At 37.6% G+C, this 24,046-nt stretch carries 25 protein-coding genes; 14 read left to right on the forward strand and 11 right to left on the reverse strand.

All coding sequences use genetic code 11. The features are described from left to right. The first annotated feature begins 58 nt into the window (after positions 1-58). Positions 59-583, forward strand: a complete 525-nt coding sequence (locus BXY82_RS11305) for a DinB family protein (RefSeq protein WP_133758290.1) — start codon at positions 59-61, stop codon at positions 581-583. 50 nt (positions 584-633) lie between these two features. On the opposite strand, the gene BXY82_RS11310 is transcribed toward BXY82_RS11305, so the two are convergent. Continuing rightward, on the reverse strand, positions 634-1,791 hold the full coding sequence (locus BXY82_RS11310; RefSeq protein WP_133758291.1) for a THUMP domain-containing class I SAM-dependent RNA methyltransferase: 1,158 nt from the start codon (positions 1,789-1,791) through the stop codon (positions 634-636). A gap of 57 nt (positions 1,792-1,848) precedes the next feature. Between BXY82_RS11310 and BXY82_RS11315 the strand changes: the two genes are divergently transcribed. The 4 genes from BXY82_RS11315 to BXY82_RS11330 all read left to right on the forward strand — a co-directional run bounded on the left by BXY82_RS11315 (position 1,849) and on the right by BXY82_RS11330 (position 4,821). Next, complete coding sequence (locus tag BXY82_RS11315) at positions 1,849-2,580, forward strand: class I SAM-dependent methyltransferase (RefSeq protein ID WP_133758292.1); 732 nt, start codon at positions 1,849-1,851, stop codon at positions 2,578-2,580. Continuing rightward, positions 2,577-3,251 (forward strand): ZIP family metal transporter, encoded by a 675-nt coding sequence (locus BXY82_RS11320; protein ID WP_133758293.1) that lies wholly within the window; start codon positions 2,577-2,579, stop codon positions 3,249-3,251. The genes BXY82_RS11315 and BXY82_RS11320 overlap by 4 nt, the downstream gene beginning before the upstream one ends. A gap of 125 nt (positions 3,252-3,376) precedes the next feature. Continuing rightward, positions 3,377-3,805 (forward strand): DUF4268 domain-containing protein, encoded by a 429-nt coding sequence (locus tag BXY82_RS11325; protein ID WP_133758294.1) that lies wholly within the window; start codon positions 3,377-3,379, stop codon positions 3,803-3,805. Positions 3,806-4,005: 200 nt separating this feature from the next. Beyond that, on the forward strand, positions 4,006-4,821 hold the full coding sequence (locus tag BXY82_RS11330) for an amidohydrolase family protein (RefSeq protein ID WP_133758295.1): 816 nt from the start codon (positions 4,006-4,008) through the stop codon (positions 4,819-4,821). 2 nt (positions 4,822-4,823) lie between these two features. On the opposite strand, the gene trhA is transcribed toward BXY82_RS11330, so the two are convergent. Then, entirely contained in the window at positions 4,824-5,450 is a 627-nt protein-coding gene (trhA, locus tag BXY82_RS11335) for a PAQR family membrane homeostasis protein TrhA (protein ID WP_133758296.1), read from the reverse strand. Beyond that, positions 5,450-6,127 carry a DUF4294 domain-containing protein gene (locus BXY82_RS11340; protein ID WP_133758656.1) on the reverse strand — a complete coding sequence of 226 codons (678 nt, stop codon included), beginning with the start codon at positions 6,125-6,127 and terminating at the stop codon, positions 5,450-5,452. The genes trhA and BXY82_RS11340 overlap by 1 nt, the downstream gene beginning before the upstream one ends. A 101-nt stretch (positions 6,128-6,228) precedes the next feature. Here BXY82_RS11340 and BXY82_RS11345 point away from each other — a divergent pair, with 101 nt between their 5' ends. The 9 genes from BXY82_RS11345 to BXY82_RS11385 all read left to right on the forward strand — a co-directional run bounded on the left by BXY82_RS11345 (position 6,229) and on the right by BXY82_RS11385 (position 16,104). Next, the gene (locus tag BXY82_RS11345) at positions 6,229-7,320 is read left to right on the forward strand and encodes a M42 family metallopeptidase (RefSeq protein ID WP_133758297.1); all 1,092 of its coding nucleotides are present in this window, start codon (positions 6,229-6,231) and stop codon (positions 7,318-7,320) included. After that, the gene (locus tag BXY82_RS11350) at positions 7,320-8,480 is read left to right on the forward strand and encodes an aminotransferase class V-fold PLP-dependent enzyme (RefSeq protein WP_133758298.1); all 1,161 of its coding nucleotides are present in this window, start codon (positions 7,320-7,322) and stop codon (positions 8,478-8,480) included. The genes BXY82_RS11345 and BXY82_RS11350 overlap by 1 nt, the downstream gene beginning before the upstream one ends. Next, complete coding sequence (locus BXY82_RS11355) at positions 8,480-9,049, forward strand: NUDIX hydrolase (protein ID WP_133758299.1); 570 nt, start codon at positions 8,480-8,482, stop codon at positions 9,047-9,049. Before BXY82_RS11350 ends, BXY82_RS11355 begins: the two co-directional genes overlap by 1 nt. Then, complete coding sequence (locus BXY82_RS11360) at positions 9,046-9,732, forward strand: PrsW family intramembrane metalloprotease (RefSeq protein ID WP_133758300.1); 687 nt, start codon at positions 9,046-9,048, stop codon at positions 9,730-9,732. The genes BXY82_RS11355 and BXY82_RS11360 overlap by 4 nt, the downstream gene beginning before the upstream one ends. 28 nt (positions 9,733-9,760) lie before the next feature. Continuing rightward, positions 9,761-11,680: a DUF294 nucleotidyltransferase-like domain-containing protein gene (locus tag BXY82_RS11365; RefSeq protein WP_133758301.1), complete on the forward strand. Its 1,920-nt coding sequence runs from the start codon at positions 9,761-9,763 to the stop codon at positions 11,678-11,680. Beyond that, a complete protein-coding gene (locus BXY82_RS11370) occupies positions 11,677-12,348 on the forward strand; it encodes a 3'-5' exonuclease (protein ID WP_133758302.1) in 672 nt (223 codons plus the stop codon). Before BXY82_RS11365 ends, BXY82_RS11370 begins: the two co-directional genes overlap by 4 nt. A 49-nt stretch (positions 12,349-12,397) precedes the next feature. Next, positions 12,398-12,883, forward strand: coding sequence for an acetyl-CoA carboxylase biotin carboxyl carrier protein subunit (locus BXY82_RS11375; protein WP_133758303.1), 486 nt, complete (start codon positions 12,398-12,400; stop codon positions 12,881-12,883). A 109-nt stretch (positions 12,884-12,992) separates the two neighbouring features. Beyond that, on the forward strand, positions 12,993-14,438 hold the full coding sequence (gene accC / locus BXY82_RS11380; protein ID WP_133758304.1) for an acetyl-CoA carboxylase biotin carboxylase subunit: 1,446 nt from the start codon (positions 12,993-12,995) through the stop codon (positions 14,436-14,438). 124 nt (positions 14,439-14,562) lie between these two features. Continuing rightward, on the forward strand, positions 14,563-16,104 hold the full coding sequence (locus BXY82_RS11385; RefSeq protein ID WP_133758305.1) for an acyl-CoA carboxylase subunit beta: 1,542 nt from the start codon (positions 14,563-14,565) through the stop codon (positions 16,102-16,104). Between the two features lie 79 nt (positions 16,105-16,183). Here BXY82_RS11385 and BXY82_RS11390 read toward each other — a convergent pair whose 3' ends face one another. The 8 genes from BXY82_RS11390 to acs all read right to left on the reverse strand — a co-directional run bounded on the left by BXY82_RS11390 (position 16,184) and on the right by acs (position 23,989). After that, positions 16,184-16,978 (reverse strand): NYN domain-containing protein, encoded by a 795-nt coding sequence (locus BXY82_RS11390; RefSeq protein ID WP_133758306.1) that lies wholly within the window; start codon positions 16,976-16,978, stop codon positions 16,184-16,186. Between the two features lie 177 nt (positions 16,979-17,155). Beyond that, the gene (locus BXY82_RS11395) at positions 17,156-17,533 is read right to left on the reverse strand and encodes a hypothetical protein (protein WP_133758307.1); all 378 of its coding nucleotides are present in this window, start codon (positions 17,531-17,533) and stop codon (positions 17,156-17,158) included. Then, a complete protein-coding gene (locus BXY82_RS11400) occupies positions 17,533-17,946 on the reverse strand; it encodes a GreA/GreB family elongation factor (RefSeq protein WP_133758308.1) in 414 nt (137 codons plus the stop codon). Before BXY82_RS11400 ends, BXY82_RS11395 begins: the two co-directional genes overlap by 1 nt. 20 nt (positions 17,947-17,966) lie before the next feature. Next, a complete protein-coding gene (locus tag BXY82_RS11405; RefSeq protein ID WP_133758309.1) occupies positions 17,967-19,262 on the reverse strand; it encodes a Glu/Leu/Phe/Val family dehydrogenase in 1,296 nt (431 codons plus the stop codon). Between the two features lie 10 nt (positions 19,263-19,272). Next, entirely contained in the window at positions 19,273-19,470 is a 198-nt protein-coding gene (locus BXY82_RS11410) for a hypothetical protein (protein WP_133758310.1), read from the reverse strand. A 179-nt stretch (positions 19,471-19,649) separates the two neighbouring features. Then, entirely contained in the window at positions 19,650-20,975 is a 1,326-nt protein-coding gene (locus tag BXY82_RS11415; protein ID WP_133758311.1) for a sigma-54-dependent transcriptional regulator, read from the reverse strand. A 2-nt stretch (positions 20,976-20,977) separates the two neighbouring features. Beyond that, positions 20,978-22,078: a sensor histidine kinase gene (locus BXY82_RS11420; protein WP_133758312.1), complete on the reverse strand. Its 1,101-nt coding sequence runs from the start codon at positions 22,076-22,078 to the stop codon at positions 20,978-20,980. After that, positions 22,079-23,989 (reverse strand): acetate--CoA ligase, encoded by a 1,911-nt coding sequence (gene acs / locus BXY82_RS11425; RefSeq protein WP_133758313.1) that lies wholly within the window; start codon positions 23,987-23,989, stop codon positions 22,079-22,081. Between the last annotated feature and the right edge of the window lie 57 nt (positions 23,990-24,046).

A 24,046-nucleotide genomic window follows, 5' to 3' on the forward strand; every position in this document is an offset into this window, starting at 1 on the left:
AATATATTTGTAATTAGTTGCAGTATTTTGCTTAACTTTTGCATACAAATAACCACCCATGCATAAAGATAGGATTGCCGATTTATTAGAGGAAAAATACCATACCCTCATTAATTGGCTCGAACTCCAGGAGGACTACAAATGGATACAGGGCCCTGAAGGCAAATGGACTACAGGACAGCAAGCCTTACATTTACTTCAAAGTATCAAGCCACTAAATGATGTGCTGAGCTTACCGCGGTTCTGGTACAAATACGCCTATGGGATAAATAATCGTGAATTGCGTGATTATGACACCATCGTACAACGCTACTTGCAACGCTTGGAAGCCTTCAAGAAAAACCCTAGCAAACCCTCAAAACAATTAAGAATTCCAAAAATTAAGGATAAACGCTATATTCTGACACGTTTACAGGTAGAAAGCAAGAAATTGCAGTATAAGACACGACGCATCTCAGACAAGAACTTAGATACTTTGGTACTTCCCCACCCTGTAATGGGAAAAATGCCAGTACGCGAGCTATTAATGTGGACTGCCTACCATGTGGAGCATCATACTAATCAACTCCAACAAGCCTATTAAGACGTGGGATGAGGACTTATAAAATATATAATAGATCTATAAACGAAAGCTTAGTCCATATATTTTCCTTTCTTACTGCCTTCGTACATAACATATTTTACTAACCTAGCTTCCAATTTAGCGTTGACCAAATGAATTTTTCGTGATGGTCTCAATCCTACGTGTTTTAAAGCATCAAGATTTGAGGTGATAAACCAGGCATCTGTTCCTGGATAGTTTTGTTTTAAGGTATCCCCAATATTTTTGTAGAAAGACTCCATTTCTACATCCAAACGCTCACCGTAGGGCGGATTGAATACCATATGAAGTTTATCATTGCCAGCTTTTTGGGTTTTAAAAAAATCTTCATGACGCACTTCTACGAAATCTTCCAATTGGGCATTTTTTATATTTTCCTTGGCTTTGGTCACTGCACTGGGCGATTTATCATAGCCGATAATTTTATGATGAAAATCTCTAGTTTTACTTAAAAGTGATTCTTCAATTTTCTCAAACAAATCAACATCCCAATCTTGCCAACGTTCAAAGGCAAATTCCTTACGCATCAAATTTGGTGGAATATTACAGGCAATCATCGCCGCCTCGGCCAGAATGGTACCACTACCACACATAGGATCCATAAAATCAGTCTGGCCGTCCCAACCAGATAGCATAATTAAACCTGCTGCCAATACTTCATTAATTGGTGCAATATTAGTTGCTGTTTTATAACCTCGTTTGTGCAAGGAATCACCAGATGAATCCAATGAAATATTACACGTGTTGCGATCAATGTGAACATTTATCTTTAAATCAGGAAACTTTAAATCAACGTTTGGACGTTCGCCCGTAGTATCCCTGAATTTATCAACTATGGCATCCTTAGTCTTTTGTGCAATGTATAGTGAATGCGTGAACAAATGTGAATGTACGGTAGCATCTACAGCAATTGTTCCTGTGGGTTTTACATATTGCGACCAATCCATTCTATAGATCTGGTCGTACAAATCTTTCTCATTATTCACCCGGAAACTATTGATGGGCTTCAGAATTTTAATGGCAGTCCTCAGCGCCAAATTGGCTTTATACATAAACCCCTTGTCTCCCACAAAACTCACATTGCGCACCCCCACTTTAACCTCTCTGGCACCTAATTGGGTTAATTCTTTTGCCATCAAATCTTCAAAACCAAATAAGGTTTTGGCAACCATATTAAAATTATTATCCATTATTCTCATCCTATAGATTACAAAAATAAAGTATTTTTGCAGTCAGACGAATTTATAATGACAAAAGACACAACACTGTGGTACGCTTCATGGTTTGATACACCGTATTATCACATTCTTTATGAAGATAGAGATTACGCCGAAGCACACCTGTTCATGGACAATTTAACCTCATACTTGAATTTACCAGAAAATGGTAAAATTCTAGATTTGGCCTGTGGTAAAGGTCGTCATTCCATTTATCTCAACTCCTTAGGTTATGATGTGACTGGTGTTGATCTCTCCGTAAACAGCATCGCCTACGCCAAACAATATGAGAATGAAAAACTACATTTTGAAGTACATGATATGTGCAGACCATTTAATGATCAGTTTGATGCGGTCTTCAATCTGTTTACCAGCTTTGGATATTTTGACAGGACAGAAGACAATTTAAATACCATTAAAGCCATACGGGAAGATTTAAATGAATCAGGTTTTGGAGTAATTGACTTTATGAATAGTGATTTTGTTATTGAAAATTTAGTCCCAGAAGATGTCAAAACCGCGGGTGGCATAGATTTTCATCTCCAACGATACGTTGAAGATGGTTATATTATAAAAGACATTAGGTTTACGGATAAAGGTGAGAAATTTCATTACCAAGAACGGGTAAAAGCAAAGACTTTAGCCGATTTTGAAGTACTTTTTGAAGAAGCAGGTGTCTATCTACTAGATGTTTTTGGGGATTATAAATTGCGCAAATTTCATAAAAACACCTCTGAGCGCTTAATAATGATTTTTAAATGATGCACTATTTATTACCCATTTTTGCTGTTGTTTTCGGGGTTTTTTTAGTCTTAATATTTAAGCATAAAAAATCCAATTACACAAAATTACTGTTATCATTTAGTGGCGCATTTTTACTAGCATTGACACTTTTTGATTTGCTTCCAGAAGTTTATGAACATTTGGATGCAAAAAAAACGGGACTGTTTATCATGTTCGGTATCCTGATTCAAATTTTGTTGGAATTTTTCTCTAAAGGGGCAGAACATGGTCATCTCCATGTACATGAAGGCGACACGGCATTCCCTTGGGTTTTATTTATCAGCTTGAGCATTCATAGTTTTCTAGAAGGTTTTCCAATACATCAACACAATGACATGGTGTATGGTGTACTTATTCATAAAATTCCAATTGCGGCCTTAATAACTACTTATCTGGTACATTCCAAATTCACAAAACTACAAATTGTTGGGTTTTTAGTAGTCTTTACAGCAATGACGCCTATTGGAACACTAATATCCAATACCGTGACATTAGTTGAAGACTATGTATTTTATATTAATGCCATCGTCATTGGAATTTTCTTTCATATTTCAACCGTTATTTTATTCGAAAGCAGTGAGGGTCACAAATTTAATCTTTCAAAACTTGTCGTTATCGTGCTTGGAATTTTGGTAGCGTATCTAATTTAAGATTTAGGTTTGAGGTCTGAGGTTTGAGGTTTGAGGTCTGAGGTTTGAGGTTTGAGGTTTGAGGTTTGAGAGTAGAGAAAATATAATTTATATTTAAAAAGATTCCCGCTTTCGCGAGAAATAGCATGTTTAGTAAGGAAGATTCGAGAAAATTAAGAGAAGAGTTCTGGATCAGTTTCGGGAAATCATTTCCTAGAAAATGGATTCTTTATGACACGAAATTAAAAGGCTTTGCATTCAAGTTTCATTTTGATACCAAATCCGCCATGGTCACTTTAGACCTTGAAGACGATTTGGAAAATCGAATAAAGTATTGGGATAAATTACAATCTTTAAAAGCTATTTTAACTGATGAATTTCTCCCCGAAGCACTTTTTGAAGAAACTTATTTTTTAGATAACGGTAAAGAAATTTCCAGAATCTACATTCCACTTGACGAGAAAGTCTCCATCCACAATAAAAACAGTTGGCGAACTGTCATGGAATTTTTTGTCGAAAAAATGACACTTTTTGAAAGCTTTTTCGAAGATTACAAGGATTTTATTGACTCCTAATAGTTAGCCGTCTTCAGTTGGCAGTCTTCAGTACACAGTATCGAGTATTAAGTATTAAGATTTAGCTTCATAGAAAGCTTATGTCTGAAAACTACCAACTGAAGACTGAAAACCATCATCCAAACCTTGCTCCTTTCCTCAAATTGTCAGATATTGTTAGCTGAGCAAAAAAATTGAATTGCCACAAAAACAAAACCACTATGATTATAGACGTTCACACCCATATAAATAATTATCACGAAGACCGCGTTGTATCTTTAGAAGACAGTTTAAATAAGTTGACAGATACCATGGCGGAAAATAATGTGGATTACTCACTGGTATTGTCGTCTTATAAAGTAAATGAACACCGGCCAAGCACTAAAAAAGTCGTGGAAGCCATCAGTCATAGAGATAATCTTGGTGTTGTGGCGGGCGTGAGTTATTTGAATTATGATTACAAGGATTTACGCGAACTCAGCGAGTTCCTAGACGCTGGACTCATTAAAGGTCTTAAATTTTATCCAGGTTACGAGCCGTTTTATCCTAATGACATTCGGTTTAAGGTGATGTACGATATGGCCATAGAGTTTGATGTACCTGTAATGTTCCATTCGGGTGACACCTACGCTCCTACTGGAAAAATCAAATTCTCACATCCCATTCATATTGACGATTTGGCGGTGGATTATCCTGATTTGAAGATTGTTATATGTCATGTAGGGAATCCTTGGATTAAGGATTGCATGGAAGTCGTTTATAAAAACAAGAATGTACATGCAGACATTTCAGGCTTGGTCTTAGGCGATTTTAACGAAAAATTTGAGCGCTACATGAAAAAGGAAATTGAAGAAATGATAACCTATGCTGGCGATCCTAAGTATTTATTATATGGCACCGATTGGCCTATTAGTAATATGAAGTCTTACCTCAAATTTATGGACCAGTTGGATCTGGCCAATGATAAGAAAGAATTGATCTTATGGAAAAATGCTGCCGACCTATTTAAGATTGACGTCCTTAAGCTTAAAAAGTAAAGCTATAATACATACAGAAATATAAGCAAGTAGTGACAAATGGCACCTCCCAATACAAATAGATGCCAAATTACGTGATTATACGGTATCTTGTGTACTGCATAAAAGATTATGCCGATGCTGTAAAATGCGCCGCCTGCAAATAACAGCGCCAAACCATTTGGTCCAATTAATTCAGAAAGGTGGCTAAAATCAAAAATAATTAACCAGCCCATAACCAAATAGAGCAAGGTGGAAACAATTTCAAACTTTCCTGTAAAAAACAGTTTTAAAATCAATCCGAAGCCGGCAACAGCCCATACACTCCAAAACAATGGCCAACCTAAGCTATTGTTTAGCGCTATTAAGGTGACTGGGGTATAGGTTCCGGCAATTAATAGGTAAATGCTGATATGGTCTATAATTCGAAAATAATGTTTTTTTCGTTCGTTAGAAACAGAATGATAAATGGCAGAAGCTGTAAAGAGAATGATGATTGAAAGACCATAAATAATAACACTAAATAAGCTCCAATCAGTGTTATGCTCTTTATAACTAACGAGTAACACCAAGCCGGCAATCCCTAAAAGCGCCCCAAAACCATGCGTCCACGCATTTAATTTCTCTTCAAATTCTGATTGTATTCGCATTAATTCCTAACCGTTTTATCTGCCCATTTGGCTTTCAATTCAAAATAATCAATAGGAAACGCCGATTTTTGACGTTCCAATTGCCCGTTTTGAAACGCGCGTTCTAAAATATCCTCAATCAAATAATCTTCACTCACATCTAAAGGATTAAATTCTTCCTTTAAGGAAATATCGAATAATTTAGCCGTGTTATTAAACCAAAACGCACGCCAGCCACTGCGCAACTCCTTAATCAGTTCAAAGGTAGTCTGACCTGTTTGACGATGAATCAGTTTTACTAAAATTTGTCCTTCAGTACGGCTTAATTTCTTTAATTCGGCCGAGAATTCTTCTTCTATATACCTTTGGATGATTTTTGCATACTGCCGTTTTTGACTGTTACGCTCTAAAGTTTCCAAACGACTGGTCAACTCCACCAAGCGTTCTGCAGCCAATTTGGCATAAGGATAAACTTTAATGGTTTTTCGTTTTAATATCAAATAACGAATTCGGGCCTCCTTATTGTCAAATTTTAATCGATTTAAAACTACAACGGCATCTAGATCAATGGTAGTCACTGGTATCGAATCGCCATCAATATAGTAATACTCTACCGCGGTAGAATCTTGCTCCACAGGAAGTGTTTGAGCAAAGAGCAGGACTGGAAAAACTATAAAAATGTAGGTCAATAACTTCATCTGGTGCACTAGTGCTAATATCATTCCAAAATTAAGAATTTACACCTGCATTAACCTTAAAATACTATTAATATTGCTAATTTTATAAAAAATTTTATCTCATGCCGAATAAAAACATATTAGACAACAAATCACTAGAATTTTTAGAAAACTATTTAAACAATGCTTCCCCTACAGGTTATGAATGGACGGGACAAAAACTATGGATGGACTACCTCAAACCGTACGTGGACGAATTTATAACAGATACTTACGGAACAGCCGTTGGGGTTATTAATCCGGAAGCAAAATATAAGGTGGTAATTGAGGGGCACGCTGATGAAATCTCTTGGTATGTTAATTATATTTCAGATAACGGCCTAATTTACGTAATCAGAAACGGCGGGAGTGACCATCAAATTGCTCCAAGTAAGATTGTGAACATACATACCAAAAATGGCGTGGTTAAGGGTGTTTTTGGATGGCCGGCTATCCACACTAGAGACAAGTCTAAGGAAGAAGCTCCAAAACCCGATAACATTACTATTGATGTTGGTGCGAAAAACAAGGAAGAAGTTGAGAAGATGGGGGTTCACGTTGGATGCGTCATCACTTATCCTGACACTTTCCATATTTTAAACAACGATAAATTTGTATGTCGTGCCATTGACAATCGTATTGGAGGTTTTATGATTGCACAAGTCGCTCGTTTATTGCACGAAAATAAAAAATCTTTGCCTTTCGGACTTTACATCACCAATTCGGTACAGGAAGAAATTGGATTGCGTGGTGCAGAGATGATTGCAGAGCGTATCAAACCTAACGTTGCTATTGTTACAGATGTGACGCACGATACAACTACACCGATGATCGACAAGAAAAAAGAAGGCCATTTGGAGCTCGGTTTAGGTCCTGTAGTGGCTTACGCCCCGGCTGTGCAACAGAAACTTCGCGATTTAATTACAGAAACGGCAGAAGCAAAGAAAATTCCTTTTCAACGCTCCGCATGTTCAAGAGCAACGGGCACAGATACAGATGCGTTTGCCTATAGCGGCATGGGCGTTGCCAGTGCCTTAATTTCGCTCCCTTTACGTTACATGCATACCACTGTGGAAATGGTGCATAGAGACGATATTGAAAACGTCATCAAATTAATATACGAAACGCTATTGAACATCAAGGAAAACGATACGTTTAGTTATTTTGAAGATTAATGGGTATCTCGAAACATAAAGATGTGTTTGATATTCCTGAGAACATCTGTTATTTGAACACGGCGAGTTTATCGCCGTCGTTTAAAGCAGTAGAACAGGCAGGACTAGATGCGGTATTACAAAAAAGCAGACCATATCTCATACCCTCATCAGATTTTTTTGATCCTGTTATTGAGTTAAAGCAAAAGTTCGCTAAACTAATTCAAGTAGATAATTATGAGCGAATTGCAACCATACCATCTGTATCTTACGGGATTGCAACCGTAACCAATAATATCAAATTAGAACCAGGACAAAATGTAATTTTGATGCAGGAACAATTCCCAAGTAATTATTATTCCTGGAAGAAATTAACTGATAACTATCAAGCGCATTTAAAAATAATTCCAGCGCCAAAATCCAAAATCAAACGTGGCCAATTATGGAATGAGGCCCTATTTGAAGCCATTGATGACAATACTGCTGTTGTAGCCATGGGACACATTCATTGGTCCAGTGGCACACTTTTTAATTTAAAAGCCATACGAGAAAAAACCCATAAGCATAAGGCATTATTAATTATAGACGGGAGCCAGTCTGTGGGAGCACTCTCCTTCTCCGTTAATGAACTTCAGCCAGATGCACTAATTTGTGCGGGTTATAAATGGCTTTTCGGACCTTACGGTTGTGCCTATGCCTACTACGGGCCCTATTTTGATAACGGTGAACCTTTAGAAGAAAATTGGACCAATCGATTGGACAGTCATAAATTACCGGACCTCACTAAATACCAAGATGATTATAAACCCTTTGCCAACAGGTATGTTATGGGAGAAAGCGGAAGCTTTATCCATGTTAAAATGCAACTCGCAGCTCTAGAACAAGTGTTGTTATGGACGCCTGAAGCCATTCAAGACCACTGCAGAACACTTTCCATAAAGGCGGCAGAGGAATTGCGCCATTTGGGATGCTCTATTGAAGATGACGCATATAGAAGCCATCATCTTTTTGGCCTCGAATTACCTGCCTCCATTGACATTGAAGAATTTAAAAAGATTCTTTCCCAACATTCGGTGTTTGTATCCTTTAGAGGCACCTATGTTAGATTGTCATGTCATCTATTTAATACAACCCGCGATTTTGATACGTTTATTACCTGTTTAAAGTTAGCTATAAAATAATGGAACCTGAAGAATATATCGCCATTCTGAATGCAGACGGTTCTCCTACTGGCAAGAATTGCCTTAAATCTGAAATACACAAAAAAGGCTATTACCACAATACAGCACATGTATGGCTTTATAATGACAATGCCGAGATACTTTTAGCCCAACGTTCCGCCACCAAAGTCATTTATCCCTTGCTCTGGGATATTTCCGTGGCAGGCCATGTAGATGCCGGCGAAACGATTGCGCAAGCGGCTATCAGAGAAACCTGGGAGGAAATTGGACTCGAAATTACAGAACAACAGCTCTTAAAAATTGGCGTTTATGACTGTTTTCAAAGTTACCCCAATGGCATTGTCGATAATGAATTCCACCACACCTTCATCGCTAAAATCACTTGTTCTATAAATGATCTTACATTGGACCCTAAAGAAGTACAACAGGTAAAGTTTGTCAGTATACCAGAATTTCTTGAACTGTTAAGCAATAGTGCCAATAATAGCCATTTCGTACAGAGTAACACCGCTTATTATTTGGAGGTGATTAAGGCCATTGAGAACCAAATGACAAATTCAAACGCATGACCTTATTACTGCTAGCCATCTCACCTGTGCTCATCATTATCATTTATATTTATATAAAAGACAAATACGAGAAGGAGCCCACTCGGTTGTTAGTTTACAATTTTATATTGGGCGCCATTGTCAGCATTATCATCACCACGATGCTGTACATGATTATCGACATCCCTTTAAAACTTGAAAATCATACCAGCATTTTAGAACAATTTATCAAGGCCTTTTTTGTGGTTGGGCTGACGGAAGAATTCAGCAAGTATGTTATTGTCCGTTATTATGCGCAGCCTCATAATGAATATAACGAGCCTTTTGACGGTATCGTGTATGCCGTCATGGTTTCTATGGGGTTTGCAGCAACAGAAAATGTGATGTATGTGCTACAGGGCGGCATGGAAGTGGCCATCATCAGAGCATTTACCGCTGTTCCTGCGCATGCTACGTTTGCCATTTTAATGGGATATTTTATGGGGAAAGCGAAATTTTCGAAAAGCAAGAAGCTATTAAATCTGACCGGGCTCTTTCTCGCTACCCTATTTCATGGCGCTTATGATTTCTTTCTATTTATTGATTTTATTCCGGGCATTTGGATAGGCGCTTTTATTTCTTTGTTTATTGGAATTGCATTGGCCAAGAAAGCAATTAAGAACCATCAGATCAATTCTCATTTCAATACAAAGAAAGAACGATGAACACCAAACTTTGCTTAATTTTATCGGAATGAAAAACACTATAGCCGAAAGGATTGCCGATTTCCTTAAAAACTTCCCTCCTTTTGACCAATTTTCAAAAGAGGATTTATACGCCATTGCACAAGTGGTAACCATAACCTATCTCGAAAAGGACAACATGGTTTATACTGCAGGCGAAGCATTGCACGATAAATTCTACATGATTCACAAAGGAGCTATTGCACTTACAAAAGAAATTAACTCTAAAGTGGAAACAGTAGATCGTTTTGATGAAGGTGATGTGTTTGGACTCCGCCCCCTATTTGCTAAAGAAAATTACGCCACCAATGCTGTTACTGAAGAAGAAAGCATTCTTTATGGTATTCCCTTAGCCACATTTAAGCCCTTAATAAGCCAAAATAAGGATGTTGTGGACTTCCTTATAGAAAGCTTTGCTTCCAATACTGAAAATCCTTTTTCTAAAGAAATACACGGCTCCTTGTATGACCATCGCTTGGAGGTTTTGGCAAATGACAAAGAGCTTTTCGAGCTGCAACCTGTACGCTACATCAAAAAAGTGATCACAGCCAAGGCACACACTAAAATAAAGGATATTGCAGTACTCATGCAAAAGCACAAAATTGGATCAATACTTATAGAGGAAGACTTTATTCCCATTGGAATTGTTACTAATGTGGATTTACGCAACAAAGTCATCACTGGAGAACACACCATAGAAGATGAAGTGAAACACATTATGAGTGCACCGGTATTGTGCTACCCTAAAGGGGTGTCCATAAGCCAAGCTCAACTTACCATGATGAAACACAATATTAGTCATTTATGTGTCACTGCAGATGGCACGCCTAATTCGAAAATCATAGGTGTCATTTCCCAAAACGACATCAATGTGATGCGCGGGAGCAATCCAACAGTATTGATGAAAGCCATTAAACGCTCACAATCAACCAAACAATTGAAGCATATCCGCAAAAAAATAATGGTGCTTCTAAAAGGATTTGTTCAACAAAACATCCCTTTAACCCAGACCAGTAAAATTATTTTTGAACTGAATGACGCCACCATCAAACGCATTATTGAGCGCTGTATTGTAAAGATGGGGAAACAGCCTCCGGTAAAGTTTGCCTGGATGTCCATGGGCAGCCAAGGGCGAAAGGAACAATTATTACAGACTGATCAGGACAATGCCATAGTATTTGAAAATGTTGATGCGGAAAAACGGGAAGATGTAAGAGCCTATTTCCTCTTGCTCTCAAAGAAAGTGAACAAACGATTGAATGAAGTGGGTTTTGACTTTTGCCCCGCCGATATTATGGCAAAAAACCCCAAATGGTGTTTGAGTTTGGATGAATGGAAACGTCAGTTTAATCAATGGACATCCAACACAGGTGATGACGAAATATTATTATCATCCATTTTTTTTGACTTCGACATCACGTATGGCGATGCCAACCTTACTAATGAACTCTCAGACCACATCTTTGACATTACAAAAAACAACACTATGTTCTTGTCCAAGCTAGCAGCAAGTGCCTTAAGAAGTGCTTCTCCACTTGGTTTTTTTAGACGGTTTTTGGTTGAAAAAGATGGGGAGTATAAAGATTTTTTTGACATTAAAAAACGTGCCATCATGCCAATTGTAGATGCTGGCCGGCTGTTTGCGTTATCCAATCAAATTAAAAACATTAATAATACGGCAGAGCGATTTGAAAAAATGGCGGAATTGTTTCCGGCGAATGAAGAACTGTACCTATCTTGTTCTTACGCCTCAAAAGCATTGCTCAAATTCCGAACAAAACATGGTCTGCTTCACAACGATAATGGTCGTTTTATTGAAATAGCGGCATTGAATAAAGAAGAGAAAATGAAATTGAAACGGTGTTTTAATACTATAGCACGAATTCAGGAATCTATCAAACTAAAGTACAATCTAAGCAATTTTAAATGAGGCTCTGGAACTTCAAAAAAAAGACTTATCCCGACTATTGGGAAGCGTATTTGCTTCATTTTGAAAAAAAAGAAAAAAAATCGTTGGAGTCATCGCGGTTTGTCGCTTTGGATTGTGAAACCACAGGGTTTGATTTCTATATAGACAGAATTCTGTCTATTGGAGCAGTTTCAATTTATAAAAATGAAATTGCAGTTGTAGATTCATTGGAGATCTATGTTAAACAAACACATTTTAATCCGGATAGCGTTCCAATCCACGGTATTCTCCAACATGGGAAGTTAGAAAAGTGTACTGAAGAAGACGCCATGAAGCAATTTCTAAATTATATTGAAGATGCCGTATTGATTGCCCACCATGCCAGATTCGATATCATAATGATTAATGCAGCATTAAACCGAATGGGTTTACCAAAACTAAAAAATAAAGTCATTGATACTATGGACCTTTATGCCAAGACGCGCATCAAATCAAATTTTATAGATCAAAACGCCCAATACTCATTAGACGAAATTGCAGAAGCCTATGCCATAAATTTGATGGATAGGCATACAGCATCCGGAGATGCACTGATTGCCGCACTCATATTTCTCAAGACTACTTCACTTCTCAAAAAATCGAAATCCTTTAAATTGAAACGCTATTTTCTTAAATCAACAATGTTTTAATATCCCTTATAATATTCGTAACTTTTCCACCATTAATGATAAAAACCTTATGAATAAAAAATACCAAGTACTGGTCAATGGAGAACAGGAACGGTCTCTAATCCATCAAGATATAGAGTCCTTAGATGCTATAAAGACATCGGCTACAACATACCATATACTGCATAGTGGCAAATCATACAATGCTGAAATTATCGATCATAATTTCAGTAAAAGATCCTATAAAGTAAAGATTAACAATAGTACCTATAATATAAACATAAGCAATAGTTTAGATCAATTGATAAAAGAACTAGGCTTTGAAATTGGAAACTCTAAAAAAGTGGATAAGATTACTGCGCCTATGCCTGGATTAATTCTGGAAATTAATGTCAAAATAGGTGATGAAGTCATGGAGAATGATTCCTTATTAATCCTTGAAGCCATGAAAATGGAAAACGTACTCACCTCCCCCAGAGAAGGCATTATAAAATCTATTGCTATTAAAAAAGGAGAAGCGGTAGATAAAAATCAATTGTTGGTGGAATTTGAATAAATCAGTTTATTTCCAATAACCACTAAATATCAGAAGCTCCTCTAAAGTAGCTTATTATTAACTAAAACATGAGATTCACGCTATCGCGAGAATGAAAATACATTTTTTAATGAAAAAAATACTAATTGCAAATCGAGGAGAAATTGCCATTCGCGTTATGAAAACGGCAAAAAGAATGGGGATTAAGACCGTCGCGATTTATTCTACTGCGGATCGGAATTCGCCTCACGTCAAATTTGCAGATGAAGCCGTTTTAATTGGCGAAGCCCCGTCTAATCAATCCTATTTATTAGGCGACAAAATAATAGAAGTTGCAAAAAGCATGAATGTGGATGCAATTCATCCTGGCTATGGATTTTTAAGTGAGAATGCCCACTTTGCAGAAGCTTGTGAAGCCAATAACATCATTTTTATCGGTCCAAAATCAAAAGCCATCAAAATAATGGGCAGCAAACTGGCTGCTAAAGAGGCGGTGAAACACTACGATATACCTATGGTACCCGGCATTGATGAAGCCATTACTGATGTTGATAAAGCACAAGCTATCGCCAAGAAAATTGGCTTCCCAATTTTAATCAAGGCTTCGGCAGGTGGTGGTGGTAAAGGCATGCGTGTTGTTGAAAAAGCTTCCGAATTGGATTCGCAAATGAAACGCGCCATTAGTGAAGCCACCTCTGCATTTGGTGACGGCTCTGTATTTATTGAAAAATACGTGGGCAGTCCACGTCATATTGAAATTCAAGTGATGGCAGACACATATGGCAATACCATTCACCTATTTGAACGCGAATGCAGCATTCAACGTCGCCATCAAAAAGTCATTGAAGAGGCACCTTCTTCAGTCCTTACACCTGAATTGCGCTCTAAAATGGGTGAAGCGGCTATTAAAGTTGCTCAAGCCTGCGATTACGTGGGCGCAGGAACTGTGGAGTTTTTATTGGATGAACATCTCAATTTCTACTTTTTAGAAATGAACACCCGATTACAAGTGGAACATCCAGTAACAGAACTTATTACCAACACAGACTTGGTAGAACTTCAAATTCGTGTGGCTCGTGGTGAAGCTCTACCTATAAAACAAAACGATCTAAAAATTAATGGACATGCTTTAGAACTGAGGGTTTATGCGGAAGATCCGCTTAACGACTTCCTTCCTAGCGTTGGTAATCTAGAGGTGTACCGCTTGCCGGTAGGCGACAACATCCGGGTAGATAATGGTTTTGAAGAAGGGATGGATATACCTATTTACTATGATCCGATGCTGGCCAAATTGATTACGTACGGCGCTACGAGAGAGGAGGCAATTGAAGAAATGCTGAATGCCATTGGCCATTATCATATAGAAGGTATTGAAACAACGCTTCCTTTCGGAACCTTTGTATTTGAACACGAAGCGTTTCGTTCAGGTAATTTTGACACACATTTTGTAAAGAAATATTTTTCTCCAGAAAGCATCAAAACCCGTTACGAAGAAGAAGCGCATATAGCAGCTTTAGTTGCTATAAAACAGTATTTGGAAGACCAAAAAATAGTGCGTATCCCTAACAGTAACTAAAGGATAATACTAAGCGGATTGAAAACCATGAACAACCAAGATCACATAATTCAATAACAGAAAATCAAAAATGCGAACACCTCCAATCTTATTTATCGTTTGCATCTAAAGTGAAATTAAAAATATGGAATCAAAGATAAAAGACCTGAACGAAAAACTTGCCCTGGCTTATCTCGGCGGTGGTCAAGATCGTATTGACAAGCAACACGAAAAGAAGAAACTTACTGCAAGAGAACGTGTGGAATATTTATTGGATGAAGCCTCTTTTGAAGAAATTGGCGCGCTGGTTACCCATCGGGCTAAAAATTTTGGAATGGCCGATCAGCAATTCTATGGTGATGGTGTTGTTACAGGCTATGGTACGATACATGGTAAATTGGTATATGTGTTTGCTCAGGATTTTACAGTTTTTGGAGGCTCCTTATCGGAAACACATGCTGAGAAAATTTGTAAGGTAATGGATTTAGCCGTAAAGGTTGGCGCTCCGATTATTGGATTAAATGATTCTGGCGGTGCACGAATTCAGGAAGGCGTTAGGAGTTTGGGGGGATATGCAGATATATTTTATCGCAATGTCCAAGCCTCTGGAGTGATTCCGCAAATATCAGCCATCATGGGGCCTTGCGCGGGTGGCGCAGTTTACAGCCCTGCAATGACCGATTTTACAATCATGGTACAAGATACCAGCTATATGTTTGTTACGGGCCCTAATGTGGTTAAAACAGTTACCAATGAAAATGTGACCTCAGAGGAATTGGGTGGTGCGAGTACGCACTCTACGAAATCTGGCGTAGCACACATTACTGCTTCCAATGATATTGAATGTTTGGAAGATATTAAGAAGTTAATTAGTTACCTACCCCAAAACAATACAGAAACCACACCTCTTTTACCTTTTGAATTAAGAGATGAAGTTAGAGACGTACTTTCCAATATTATCCCGGACAACGCCAATAAGCCTTATGACATGCACAGCGTTATTAATGGAATTATTGACACCGATTCGTTTTACGAAATCCATAAAGATTATGCCGAAAATATTATAGTAGGATTTGCCAGATTGGGTGGTAGAAGTATTGGCATTGTGGCCAACCAACCAATGTACTTAGCAGGCGTTTTAGATGTGAACAGTTCTAAGAAAGCAGCGCGATTTGTACGTTTTTGTGATTGCTTCAACATCCCTTTGCTTGTTTTAGAAGATGTTCCAGGGTTCTTACCAGGAACTGACCAAGAATGGCGCGGTATTATTGTTCATGGTGCTAAGCTGCTCTATGCGCTTAGTGAAGCCACCGTGCCTAGAGTAACCGTGATTACCAGAAAAGCGTATGGCGGTGCCTATGACGTTATGAACTCTAAACATATTGGTGCGGATATGAATTTTGCTTGGCCAAGTGCTGAAATTGCGGTAATGGGTGCCAAAGGAGCGGCTGAAATTATATTTAAGAAAGAGATCAATAAGGCAGAGGATAAAGAGGCTAAGTTGAAAGAAAAAGAAGCAGAATATGCGCGTCTTTTTGCCAATCCGTATAGTGCCGCAGAGCGCGGCTTTATCGACGAGGTGATTCTACCTAAAGACACACGACGCAAATTGATAAAAGCTTTTGCCATGTTAAAGGATAAAAAGGTAGAAGCCCCAAAACGCAAACACGGAAACATTCCATTATAATTGGAACTGTACAAAAACAAAAACGACTTCAATACCCCTATTGAAGTCGTTTTTAATTACATCTGTATTTAAATTTCAATTATGTTTTCGAGACTGTTTTCTTTTTATGGCGTGTTTGTTTTTTCGGTTTTGTTGGCGTTTCTTTTATGCGTACATAAATCAATTTATAATGTCCTTTAGAATCTTCACGACGTTCCAATTCAAATTCTTTTAGCGATTTGATTAATGGTGTTAATTTTTGAAACCCGTAATTACGCGAATCAAAATTAGGCTGCTTTTTTTGCAATAATCCGCCTACATCGCCCAAAAAAGCCCAGCCATCTTCGTCTGCCACATCATCTATAGTAGCGGCGATAAACTTAATTTCTTTTTGGGTAATTTTATCAACATTACTTTTGGTAGTTTTGGACGTTTCAGTTGAAACTACTTCTTCATCAGAACTCTGATTCTTCAAAATTTCAATGTAAATAAACTTGTCACAAGCCACGATAAATGGATTTGGTGTTTTCTTTTCACCAATCCCGTACACTTTCATACCTGCTTCTCGCAAACGGGTTGCCAGACGTGTAAAATCGCTATCACTAGAAACAATGCAAAAACCATCAACTTTGGCGGTATACAGAATATCCATTGCATCAATAATCATGGCTGAATCCGTAGCATTTTTACCCACGGTATACCCATATTGTTGAATTGGCGTAATGGCATTTTCCAAGAGCATGTTCTTCCATTTGGAAAGGTGCGGTTTGGTCCAATCTCCATAAATACGTTTAATTGTTGGGTTGCCATATTTTGCAATTTCCTCCATCATTTCTTTTACATAGGCTGAAGGGATGTTATCCCCGTCAATTAATACCGCAAGTTTTATATCCATTTGTAATATTGTAATTGTTAGTTTATTCTAGTGTTAAAAATTTAAAGATACCATTTTAATAAGAAATCCTATACCAATGTTAATTTTAAGCAGGTATTAAAAAATTGAAACCATAGTCGGATTCGACTATGGTTTCTTGCTCAACCAAATATTATAGCATTCAACTAATAAGAAAAACTAAACGAGCAATTTTTGAAATACTTTGTCTTTAATAGCACGGTTTTGTGTCACACAAGCCACATATTTTTCAAATATATAGTCGTGTTTTTGAATGTAGAACTGGTCACATTCCAATTCATCACACTCTATCACATTATTAAATAAGTTTCTATAAGAGTAAAATTCATTTAAAAGATTGATGTTTTCATTAATGTCATCTAGTAATGCATCACGCAAATCCTTATCACCAATTCTGTGCGAAACTATTTTAGCTAACTGCTCGGCTTCCACATTCATGGCATCCAAATGGGATATCCAGGTGTGAAGCTCCCGATGCATATGTCTTTTGACAATTTCATCATCCCTTTCATTACCATAATTCACTAAGGGTTCCATTACGCAATATTTAATTTTGTTATGTTGTTTTGCTTGACATCCAAAATTGTAATGTCTTTGTCGCCGCCAGGGAACGTCCAACTTATACTATCATTTTTAGCGTACCCTAAAACTGCTGCCCCCATTGGCAATAACAAGGATATTTTCTTTTGGGAATTATTGCTTTCAGCGGGCAATACCACTTGAAAAGTATAAGACCACCCATCTTGAGTTGCAATTGTAATTTCAGAATTTATTCTTACAACATCATCTGGCATTTTATCATCATCCAAAATCTCTGCACTCTCCATTTCTTTTGACAACTTTGTCAGCGATACTTTTTGGGTTGAATCTTTATAATCTTTTGTGAGTGTCAACAAGCGTTTGATCATCACATACTCTTTCTTTTCTAAAATCAAATTACCGTACTTCATGTTTACATATTTATTAATAATTAAGGAAAAATACCACGTTGTATATACGCTCTTTCAATACGCTCTATCGCAATCATATACGCCGTAGAGCGCATATCTAAATTTTTAAGTTGAGAGGTTTCATAAACTTTTTTAAATACCTCTTTAATTTTCTTATCTAATTTAATCATGATCTCATCAAGACCCCACAATTCTCCATTTCGGTTTTGCAACCATTCAAAATAGCTGCCTACCACACCACCTGAATTACAAAGAATATCAGGAATTATGTCAATACCACGGTCCTTCAGTATTACTTCAGCTTCAACTGTAGTAGGACCATTAGCTCCTTCTGCAATTAAAAAAGCTTTTATTTTGCGTGCGCGTTCTTCCGTAATTTGGTTTCCTAACGCCGCAGGAATACAGATATCACATTCCAATTCAAAAAAGGAATCCTTATCAACCGCTTCTGAATCTGGAAAACCTAAGATACTTCCGTCATTAGCTAGAGTATGATTAAGTAACGACTCAACCTCCAACCCTTTTGGGTTTACAATAGTACCAAAGGCATCTTGCACACCAACCATTTTAGCGCCCACTTCTTGTAAAAAATGCGATGCCCAATAACCAACATTACCAAACCCTTGCACGATGAAGGTTTTATCTTTCAAATCAATGTTTTTATACTCTGCCCAATATTTAATGGTCAAAAATACACCGAACCCCGTTGCCCTGTCACGTCCCTCAAGACCTCCAGAGCCCACCGGCTTTCCCGTGACCACATGTTGATTTTTAGAGCGCTCTGATGGCGTTTTTGTTGACATATAAGTATCTGCAATCCAAGCCATGGTTTGTGCATTGGTATTTACATCTGGAGCAGGAATATCATGCTCAGGACCAATATTATCTCCCAACGCATAAGCAAAACGTCTTGTAATACGTTCTAGCTCAGATGTTGAATATTTTAAGGGGTCCATTTGGATACCTCCCTTTGCGCCGCCATAAGGCAATCCTGCTAAAGACGTTTTCCATGTCATCCACATTGCCAATGCTTTTACTGCGTCAATATCAATTGTTGGATGAAAGCGTAAACCTCCTTTATATGGACCTAGTGCATTATTGTGTTGCACCCGGTAGCCTTTAAAAATTTCCACATCGCCATTATCCATACGTACTGGGAAATGAATGATTAGTTCATTATTTGCAACAGATAGGATTTTTTTGATGTTAGGGTTTAAATTCATCAATTCAGAGGCCGCATCAAATTGCTTCATTACATTTTGAAGCATCCCTTGTTTTGGAACCTCTTTGTCGTTCATTTTTTTTGTTAAAGTCATATAGTTATATTTAAAAGATCACCTCCTCTTTACTGCTTAAGGCAGATAAATCATTGGCTTGATTCAGAAATTTTTCTTGAAAAACTTGATCATGATCCTCAGACACCTCGTATTCACTACAAGACCAAATGGCTCTTTTATCATTGGTCAAACAGCAATATTTCAAATGCTCACAAGAGGCACATAAACTATTTTCGAGAGTGTTCATAATTAAATATTTATAGCTTACCCCTTAAAAGCAAATGGTATGCCGCTAAATCGTTCAAAAGCTAAAATTTAGTTATATATCTGAAAATCAATATATTATAAAGTTTTAATTAAAACATATAATTCCATATATCGGGTAATATCTCCTCGACGGGTCATAAATACCCAATATTGGAACAGTTATTTAATTTTTTCACGTAAGGTTTTGCGATCTATCTGTAAGATTTCTGCAGCCTTGGTTTTATTATTATTTGTTGCTTCCAAAACTTTGAGTATATGTCTTTTTTCAACTTCCTTCAGCGGTAAAAAAATATCTTGTTTTGGAAAATCTATTTGATACTTTAAATACTTAGGCAAATCTTCAATCTCCACTTGCCTATCGCACATTATCACTGCACGTTGAATGCTATTTTCCAGCTCCCGGATATTTCCCGGCCAATCATAGCGCTCTAAAGCTGACAAGGCCTCTTCTGAAATTTTTACGATACGATCTTTGTACTCTACGCCATATTTAAACAGAAATTTATCCACAAGCAATGGAATATCAGATTTTCGATCTCGTAGTGGAGGAACATCAATTTGAACAACAGTGAGACGGTAATACAAATCTTCTCTAAATCGGCCATTTTTAATTAACTCCTTCAAATCTACGTTTGTGGCAGCAATGACTCTCACATCTATCTTTTCAACCTTTTGAGAGCCCACTCTCATAATTTCCTTTTCTTGTAAAACCCTTAGCAAGCTCAATTGTGTTACCATTGACGCGTTTCCAATTTCATCTAAAAAAAGTGTGCCTTTATTTGCTGCTTGAAAAAATCCACTACGGTCATCATTTGCCCCAGTAAATGCCCCTTTGGTATACCCAAATAGTTCAGCTTCTAACAGATTTTCAGGAATGGCACCACAATTTACTGCAACAAAAGGGGCTGCGGCAAATTTTCCCAAATAATGGATGGCACGAGCTACCAATTCTTTCCCTGTTCCACTCTCTCCTTTGATAAAAACTGTCGCCTTATTTTCTTTTACTCTATCAATGATATTAGAAACATTACGAAACGCCTCTGACTGCCCAATCAGTTCTCCAAAACCAGGATTATTAAGCGTTGATTTTTTATTTTGAGTATGCTTCACAGGCCGTAAGGCAATAGACTTTTCTACAGCTTTTTTAAGTTCCTCTTTGGTGAATGGTTTAGTCAAATAATCCATAGCTCCGGATTTCATGGCCTCTAAAGCACCATCTATTGAAGGAAAACCGGTGACCGCCAATTTGGGTATTTCAGGAAAATGTTCTGAGACATACTTAACCAATTGAAGACCGTCAACACCGGGCATTTGGAGGTCTGTGATTAGAAGATCAATAGATTGATCTTGTAAGATCCCGATTGCCTCTTTTACTGAAATGGCCTTATACGTATGGTAGTTTAATGATTTGAGATGCCGTTGGATCAGCTCCAAAATTTGCACATCATCATCTACAATCAGGATATTTTCCTTTTCCAACTTCATATTTATATTTTTGGAAATGTCAATGTAAACACTGTTCCTTTAGGCTTATTGAAACTGTGTTTTATAGTACCTCTATGGCTTTTCATGATACCATGCACCACACTCAATCCTAGACCTGAACCTTCACCAACTGGTTTTGTTGTATAAAATGGGTTAAAAATATGCTCTGAAATTTCCTTAGGAATGCCCTTGCCTTCATCACTGATATGCAGCACAACTTCTTTGGGCTGGTTGCTGACATTTACGTCTATTATTCCATTTTTCGGAGAAAAATAAATGGCATTAATAACAAGATTAAATATGACTTGCGTGAGCTGAATGGCATCTACCCGTAAAAAAATATCATCTTCATTAAACGCTAAACGACACTCCAGTCCTTTTTTGCTAAAGTTGGGTTTTAAAAGGTTTATGGCCTCTATAATAATCGGGTTAATATTAACAAGTTGCATATGATGCGGCATTTCACACGAAAAGAACATCAGTTTCTTTACAACTTCTCTCGAAAATATGGCACTGTTCATTATTTTATCCAAGTCTTGTAGGGCATTATTGTCGTTGATAAAACGCTCCTTCAAAAGTTCAGAAAACCCGAGGATACTGGCCAATGGTGTATTGAGTTCATGTGCTATACCTGCAGTAATTTCACCCAAAATGGCCAACCTGTCTGCGCGCTCCATTTGACGCTTTCTTAATTCCTCTTTTTCAATAATTTGCTTACGTTCTATCAGATTCCCAATTTCTGAAGCCACCGTTTTGAGCAGTTGTTTTTCTTCAGTTAAGAATACATTCTGATTATATTTCTCTTTAGAATAACCAATCTTTATGGAACCAAAAGGTAAATTAAATACTTTAATGGCGGATAAAATAAATACCTGATCCTTTAACCGCTGTCCAGCACATACAACAGTATCTCCCAGCTTCATTTCTACAAAAGCCTCTTCATTATAGAGAATAGCCGCCTTAAGACTGGCGGCTATTGCTTTAAATGTTGGATCCAGATCATAAAGATTACAATTGGCAATATAGGAACTGACATTATACAAACAGGTCAGCTCCTTAATGCGTTCTTTTAATTGATCTTCTGTTGAAACTAAAGCTCCCATTTATTCTGAAATCCTATGATCTATAATATCTTGAACCACCTCTGGGTTTAACAGTGTACTTGTATCGCCTAAATTGCTCATATCATTTTCCGCGATTTTTCTTAAAATACGACGCATTATTTTTCCACTTCTTGTTTTCGGCAAGGCTTCAGTAAATTGTATTTTATCAAGTTTTGCAATAGGTCCGATACGCTCAGAGATCAATTGGTTGATTTCCTTACGCAAATTATCATGCACCCGACTTTCTCCTGTCTCTTTTAAAGACACATACCCATAAAGGGCATTCCCTTTAATTTCGTGAGGGAAACCGACAATGGCACTTTCTGAAACCGCTGGATGTTCATTAATTGCATCTTCTAATGGCCCTGTCCCTAAATTATGTCCGGAAACAATTACGACATCATCTACTCTACCTGTAATTCTATAATATCCAACTTCATCCCGTAAAGCGCCATCGCCTGTAAAGTATTTATTCTCATAAGTAGAAAAATAGGTTTCTTTATAGCGTTCATGATTATTCCAAATGGTACGCGCCATACCCGGCCACGGGAATTTAATGCATAAGCGGCCCTCCACTTGATTACCTTTTAGTTCTTCGCCTGTTTCATCCATAAGTGCTGGTTGCACTCCTAAAAATGGTAAAGTAGCATAAGTTGGTTTGGTTGGGGTTACATATGGCAAAGGAGAAATCATAATCCCCCCTGTTTCTGTTTGCCACCAGGTGTCTACAATCGGGTTTTTACCCTTGCCTATAATGTCGTTATACCAATGCCAAGCTTCCTCATTAATAGGTTCTCCCACTGATCCCAATACTTTAATACTAGATAAATCTACATTTTCTGCAAATGATAAATTTTGCTTGGCTAGGGCGCGAATTGCTGTGGGAGCAGTATAAAATTGGTTTACCTTATGTTTCTCAACAATCTTCCAAAATCTTCCAAAATCAGGATAATGAGGCACCCCTTCAAACATTACAGTAGTTGCACCGTTGGCCAAGGGGCCATAAACAATATAACTGTGTCCTGTAATCCATCCGATATCAGCCGTACACCAATAGACATCGTTTTCTTTATACTGAAAGACATTTTTAAATGTATAAGCCGTGTACACCATATATCCACCCGTAGTATGGACCATACCTTTTGGTTTACCGGTAGAACCTGACGTATACAAAATAAACAACGGATCTTCAGCATCCATAAGTTCTGCTTCACATTCCGCAGCAGCTTTATCTATTAAGGGTTGCAGCCAAATATCGCGGTCTTCCACCATGGTAATATCAGTATTGGTACGTTTAACAACCAACACTTTATCAACACTACATTCTTGAAGTGCCTCGTCAACTATGCCTTTAAGATCTATGCTTTTGCTACCTCTATAGGACCCATCAGCAGTAATCACAATTTTGCAATCGCTATCAATAATGCGCGTAGACAATGCTTTTGATGAAAACCCTGCAAATACGACATTGTGAATGGCGCCAATTCTGGCACAGGCCAATAAAGTGACGGCCAATTCAGGAATCATAGGTAAATACACGCACACACGATCTCCTTTTTTTACCCCTTGGTCTTTAAATACGTTTGCCATTTTACAAACACGCTTATGCAGTTCCTTATAGGTGATGTGTTGCGCGTCTTCATCTGGACTGTTGGGTTCAAAGATAATTGCTGTTTTATCACCTCTATTCAACAAATGTCTGTCTAAGCAATTCTCTGTAATATTGAGTTTTGCGCCTTCAAACCATTTAATTTCTGGTGTGCTAAAATCCCAACTGAGTACCTTATCCCATTTTTTACGCCAAAGGAAATGTTCTTCAGCAATTTCTTCCCAAAAATTTTCAGGTTCTCTAACTGACTTTCTATAGACTTGGTAATATTCTTCAAGATTCTTAATACTATAATGACTCATGTTTATTATGCTTTGTTGTCGTATTGTTAATTAGATTAGGTCATTGTTTACATGACG

The sequence above is a fragment of the Gelidibacter sediminis genome, from assembly GCF_004364975.1.
Lineage (GTDB): Bacteria > Bacteroidota > Bacteroidia > Flavobacteriales > Flavobacteriaceae > Gelidibacter > Gelidibacter sediminis.

Coding starts and splice junctions, on each gene's coding strand:
- acs (WP_133758313.1), bottom strand. CDS start 23,989: ATGAGTCATTATAGTATTAAGAATCTTGAAGAATATTACCAAGTCTAT.
- BXY82_RS11315 (WP_133758292.1), top strand. CDS start 1,849: ATGACAAAAGACACAACACTGTGGTACGCTTCATGGTTTGATACACCG.
- BXY82_RS11330 (WP_133758295.1), top strand. CDS start 4,006: ATGATTATAGACGTTCACACCCATATAAATAATTATCACGAAGACCGC.
- BXY82_RS11305 (WP_133758290.1), top strand. CDS start 59: ATGCATAAAGATAGGATTGCCGATTTATTAGAGGAAAAATACCATACC.
- BXY82_RS11395 (WP_133758307.1), bottom strand. CDS start 17,533: ATGGAACCCTTAGTGAATTATGGTAATGAAAGGGATGATGAAATTGTC.
- BXY82_RS11310 (WP_133758291.1), bottom strand. CDS start 1,791: ATGGATAATAATTTTAATATGGTTGCCAAAACCTTATTTGGTTTTGAA.
- BXY82_RS11355 (WP_133758299.1), top strand. CDS start 8,480: ATGGAACCTGAAGAATATATCGCCATTCTGAATGCAGACGGTTCTCCT.
- BXY82_RS11340 (WP_133758656.1), bottom strand. CDS start 6,127: ATGAAGTTATTGACCTACATTTTTATAGTTTTTCCAGTCCTGCTCTTT.
- BXY82_RS11320 (WP_133758293.1), top strand. CDS start 2,577: ATGATGCACTATTTATTACCCATTTTTGCTGTTGTTTTCGGGGTTTTT.
- BXY82_RS11345 (WP_133758297.1), top strand. CDS start 6,229: ATGCCGAATAAAAACATATTAGACAACAAATCACTAGAATTTTTAGAA.
- BXY82_RS11375 (WP_133758303.1), top strand. CDS start 12,398: ATGAATAAAAAATACCAAGTACTGGTCAATGGAGAACAGGAACGGTCT.
- BXY82_RS11405 (WP_133758309.1), bottom strand. CDS start 19,262: ATGACTTTAACAAAAAAAATGAACGACAAAGAGGTTCCAAAACAAGGG.
- BXY82_RS11370 (WP_133758302.1), top strand. CDS start 11,677: ATGAGGCTCTGGAACTTCAAAAAAAAGACTTATCCCGACTATTGGGAA.
- BXY82_RS11415 (WP_133758311.1), bottom strand. CDS start 20,975: ATGAAGTTGGAAAAGGAAAATATCCTGATTGTAGATGATGATGTGCAA.
- BXY82_RS11400 (WP_133758308.1), bottom strand. CDS start 17,946: ATGAAGTACGGTAATTTGATTTTAGAAAAGAAAGAGTATGTGATGATC.
- BXY82_RS11365 (WP_133758301.1), top strand. CDS start 9,761: ATGAAAAACACTATAGCCGAAAGGATTGCCGATTTCCTTAAAAACTTC.
- BXY82_RS11325 (WP_133758294.1), top strand. CDS start 3,377: ATGTTTAGTAAGGAAGATTCGAGAAAATTAAGAGAAGAGTTCTGGATC.
- BXY82_RS11410 (WP_133758310.1), bottom strand. CDS start 19,470: ATGAACACTCTCGAAAATAGTTTATGTGCCTCTTGTGAGCATTTGAAA.
- BXY82_RS11360 (WP_133758300.1), top strand. CDS start 9,046: ATGACCTTATTACTGCTAGCCATCTCACCTGTGCTCATCATTATCATT.
- BXY82_RS11390 (WP_133758306.1), bottom strand. CDS start 16,978: ATGGATATAAAACTTGCGGTATTAATTGACGGGGATAACATCCCTTCA.
- BXY82_RS11420 (WP_133758312.1), bottom strand. CDS start 22,078: ATGGGAGCTTTAGTTTCAACAGAAGATCAATTAAAAGAACGCATTAAG.
- accC (WP_133758304.1), top strand. CDS start 12,993: ATGAAAAAAATACTAATTGCAAATCGAGGAGAAATTGCCATTCGCGTT.
- trhA (WP_133758296.1), bottom strand. CDS start 5,450: ATGCGAATACAATCAGAATTTGAAGAGAAATTAAATGCGTGGACGCAT.
- BXY82_RS11385 (WP_133758305.1), top strand. CDS start 14,563: ATGGAATCAAAGATAAAAGACCTGAACGAAAAACTTGCCCTGGCTTAT.
- BXY82_RS11350 (WP_133758298.1), top strand. CDS start 7,320: ATGGGTATCTCGAAACATAAAGATGTGTTTGATATTCCTGAGAACATC.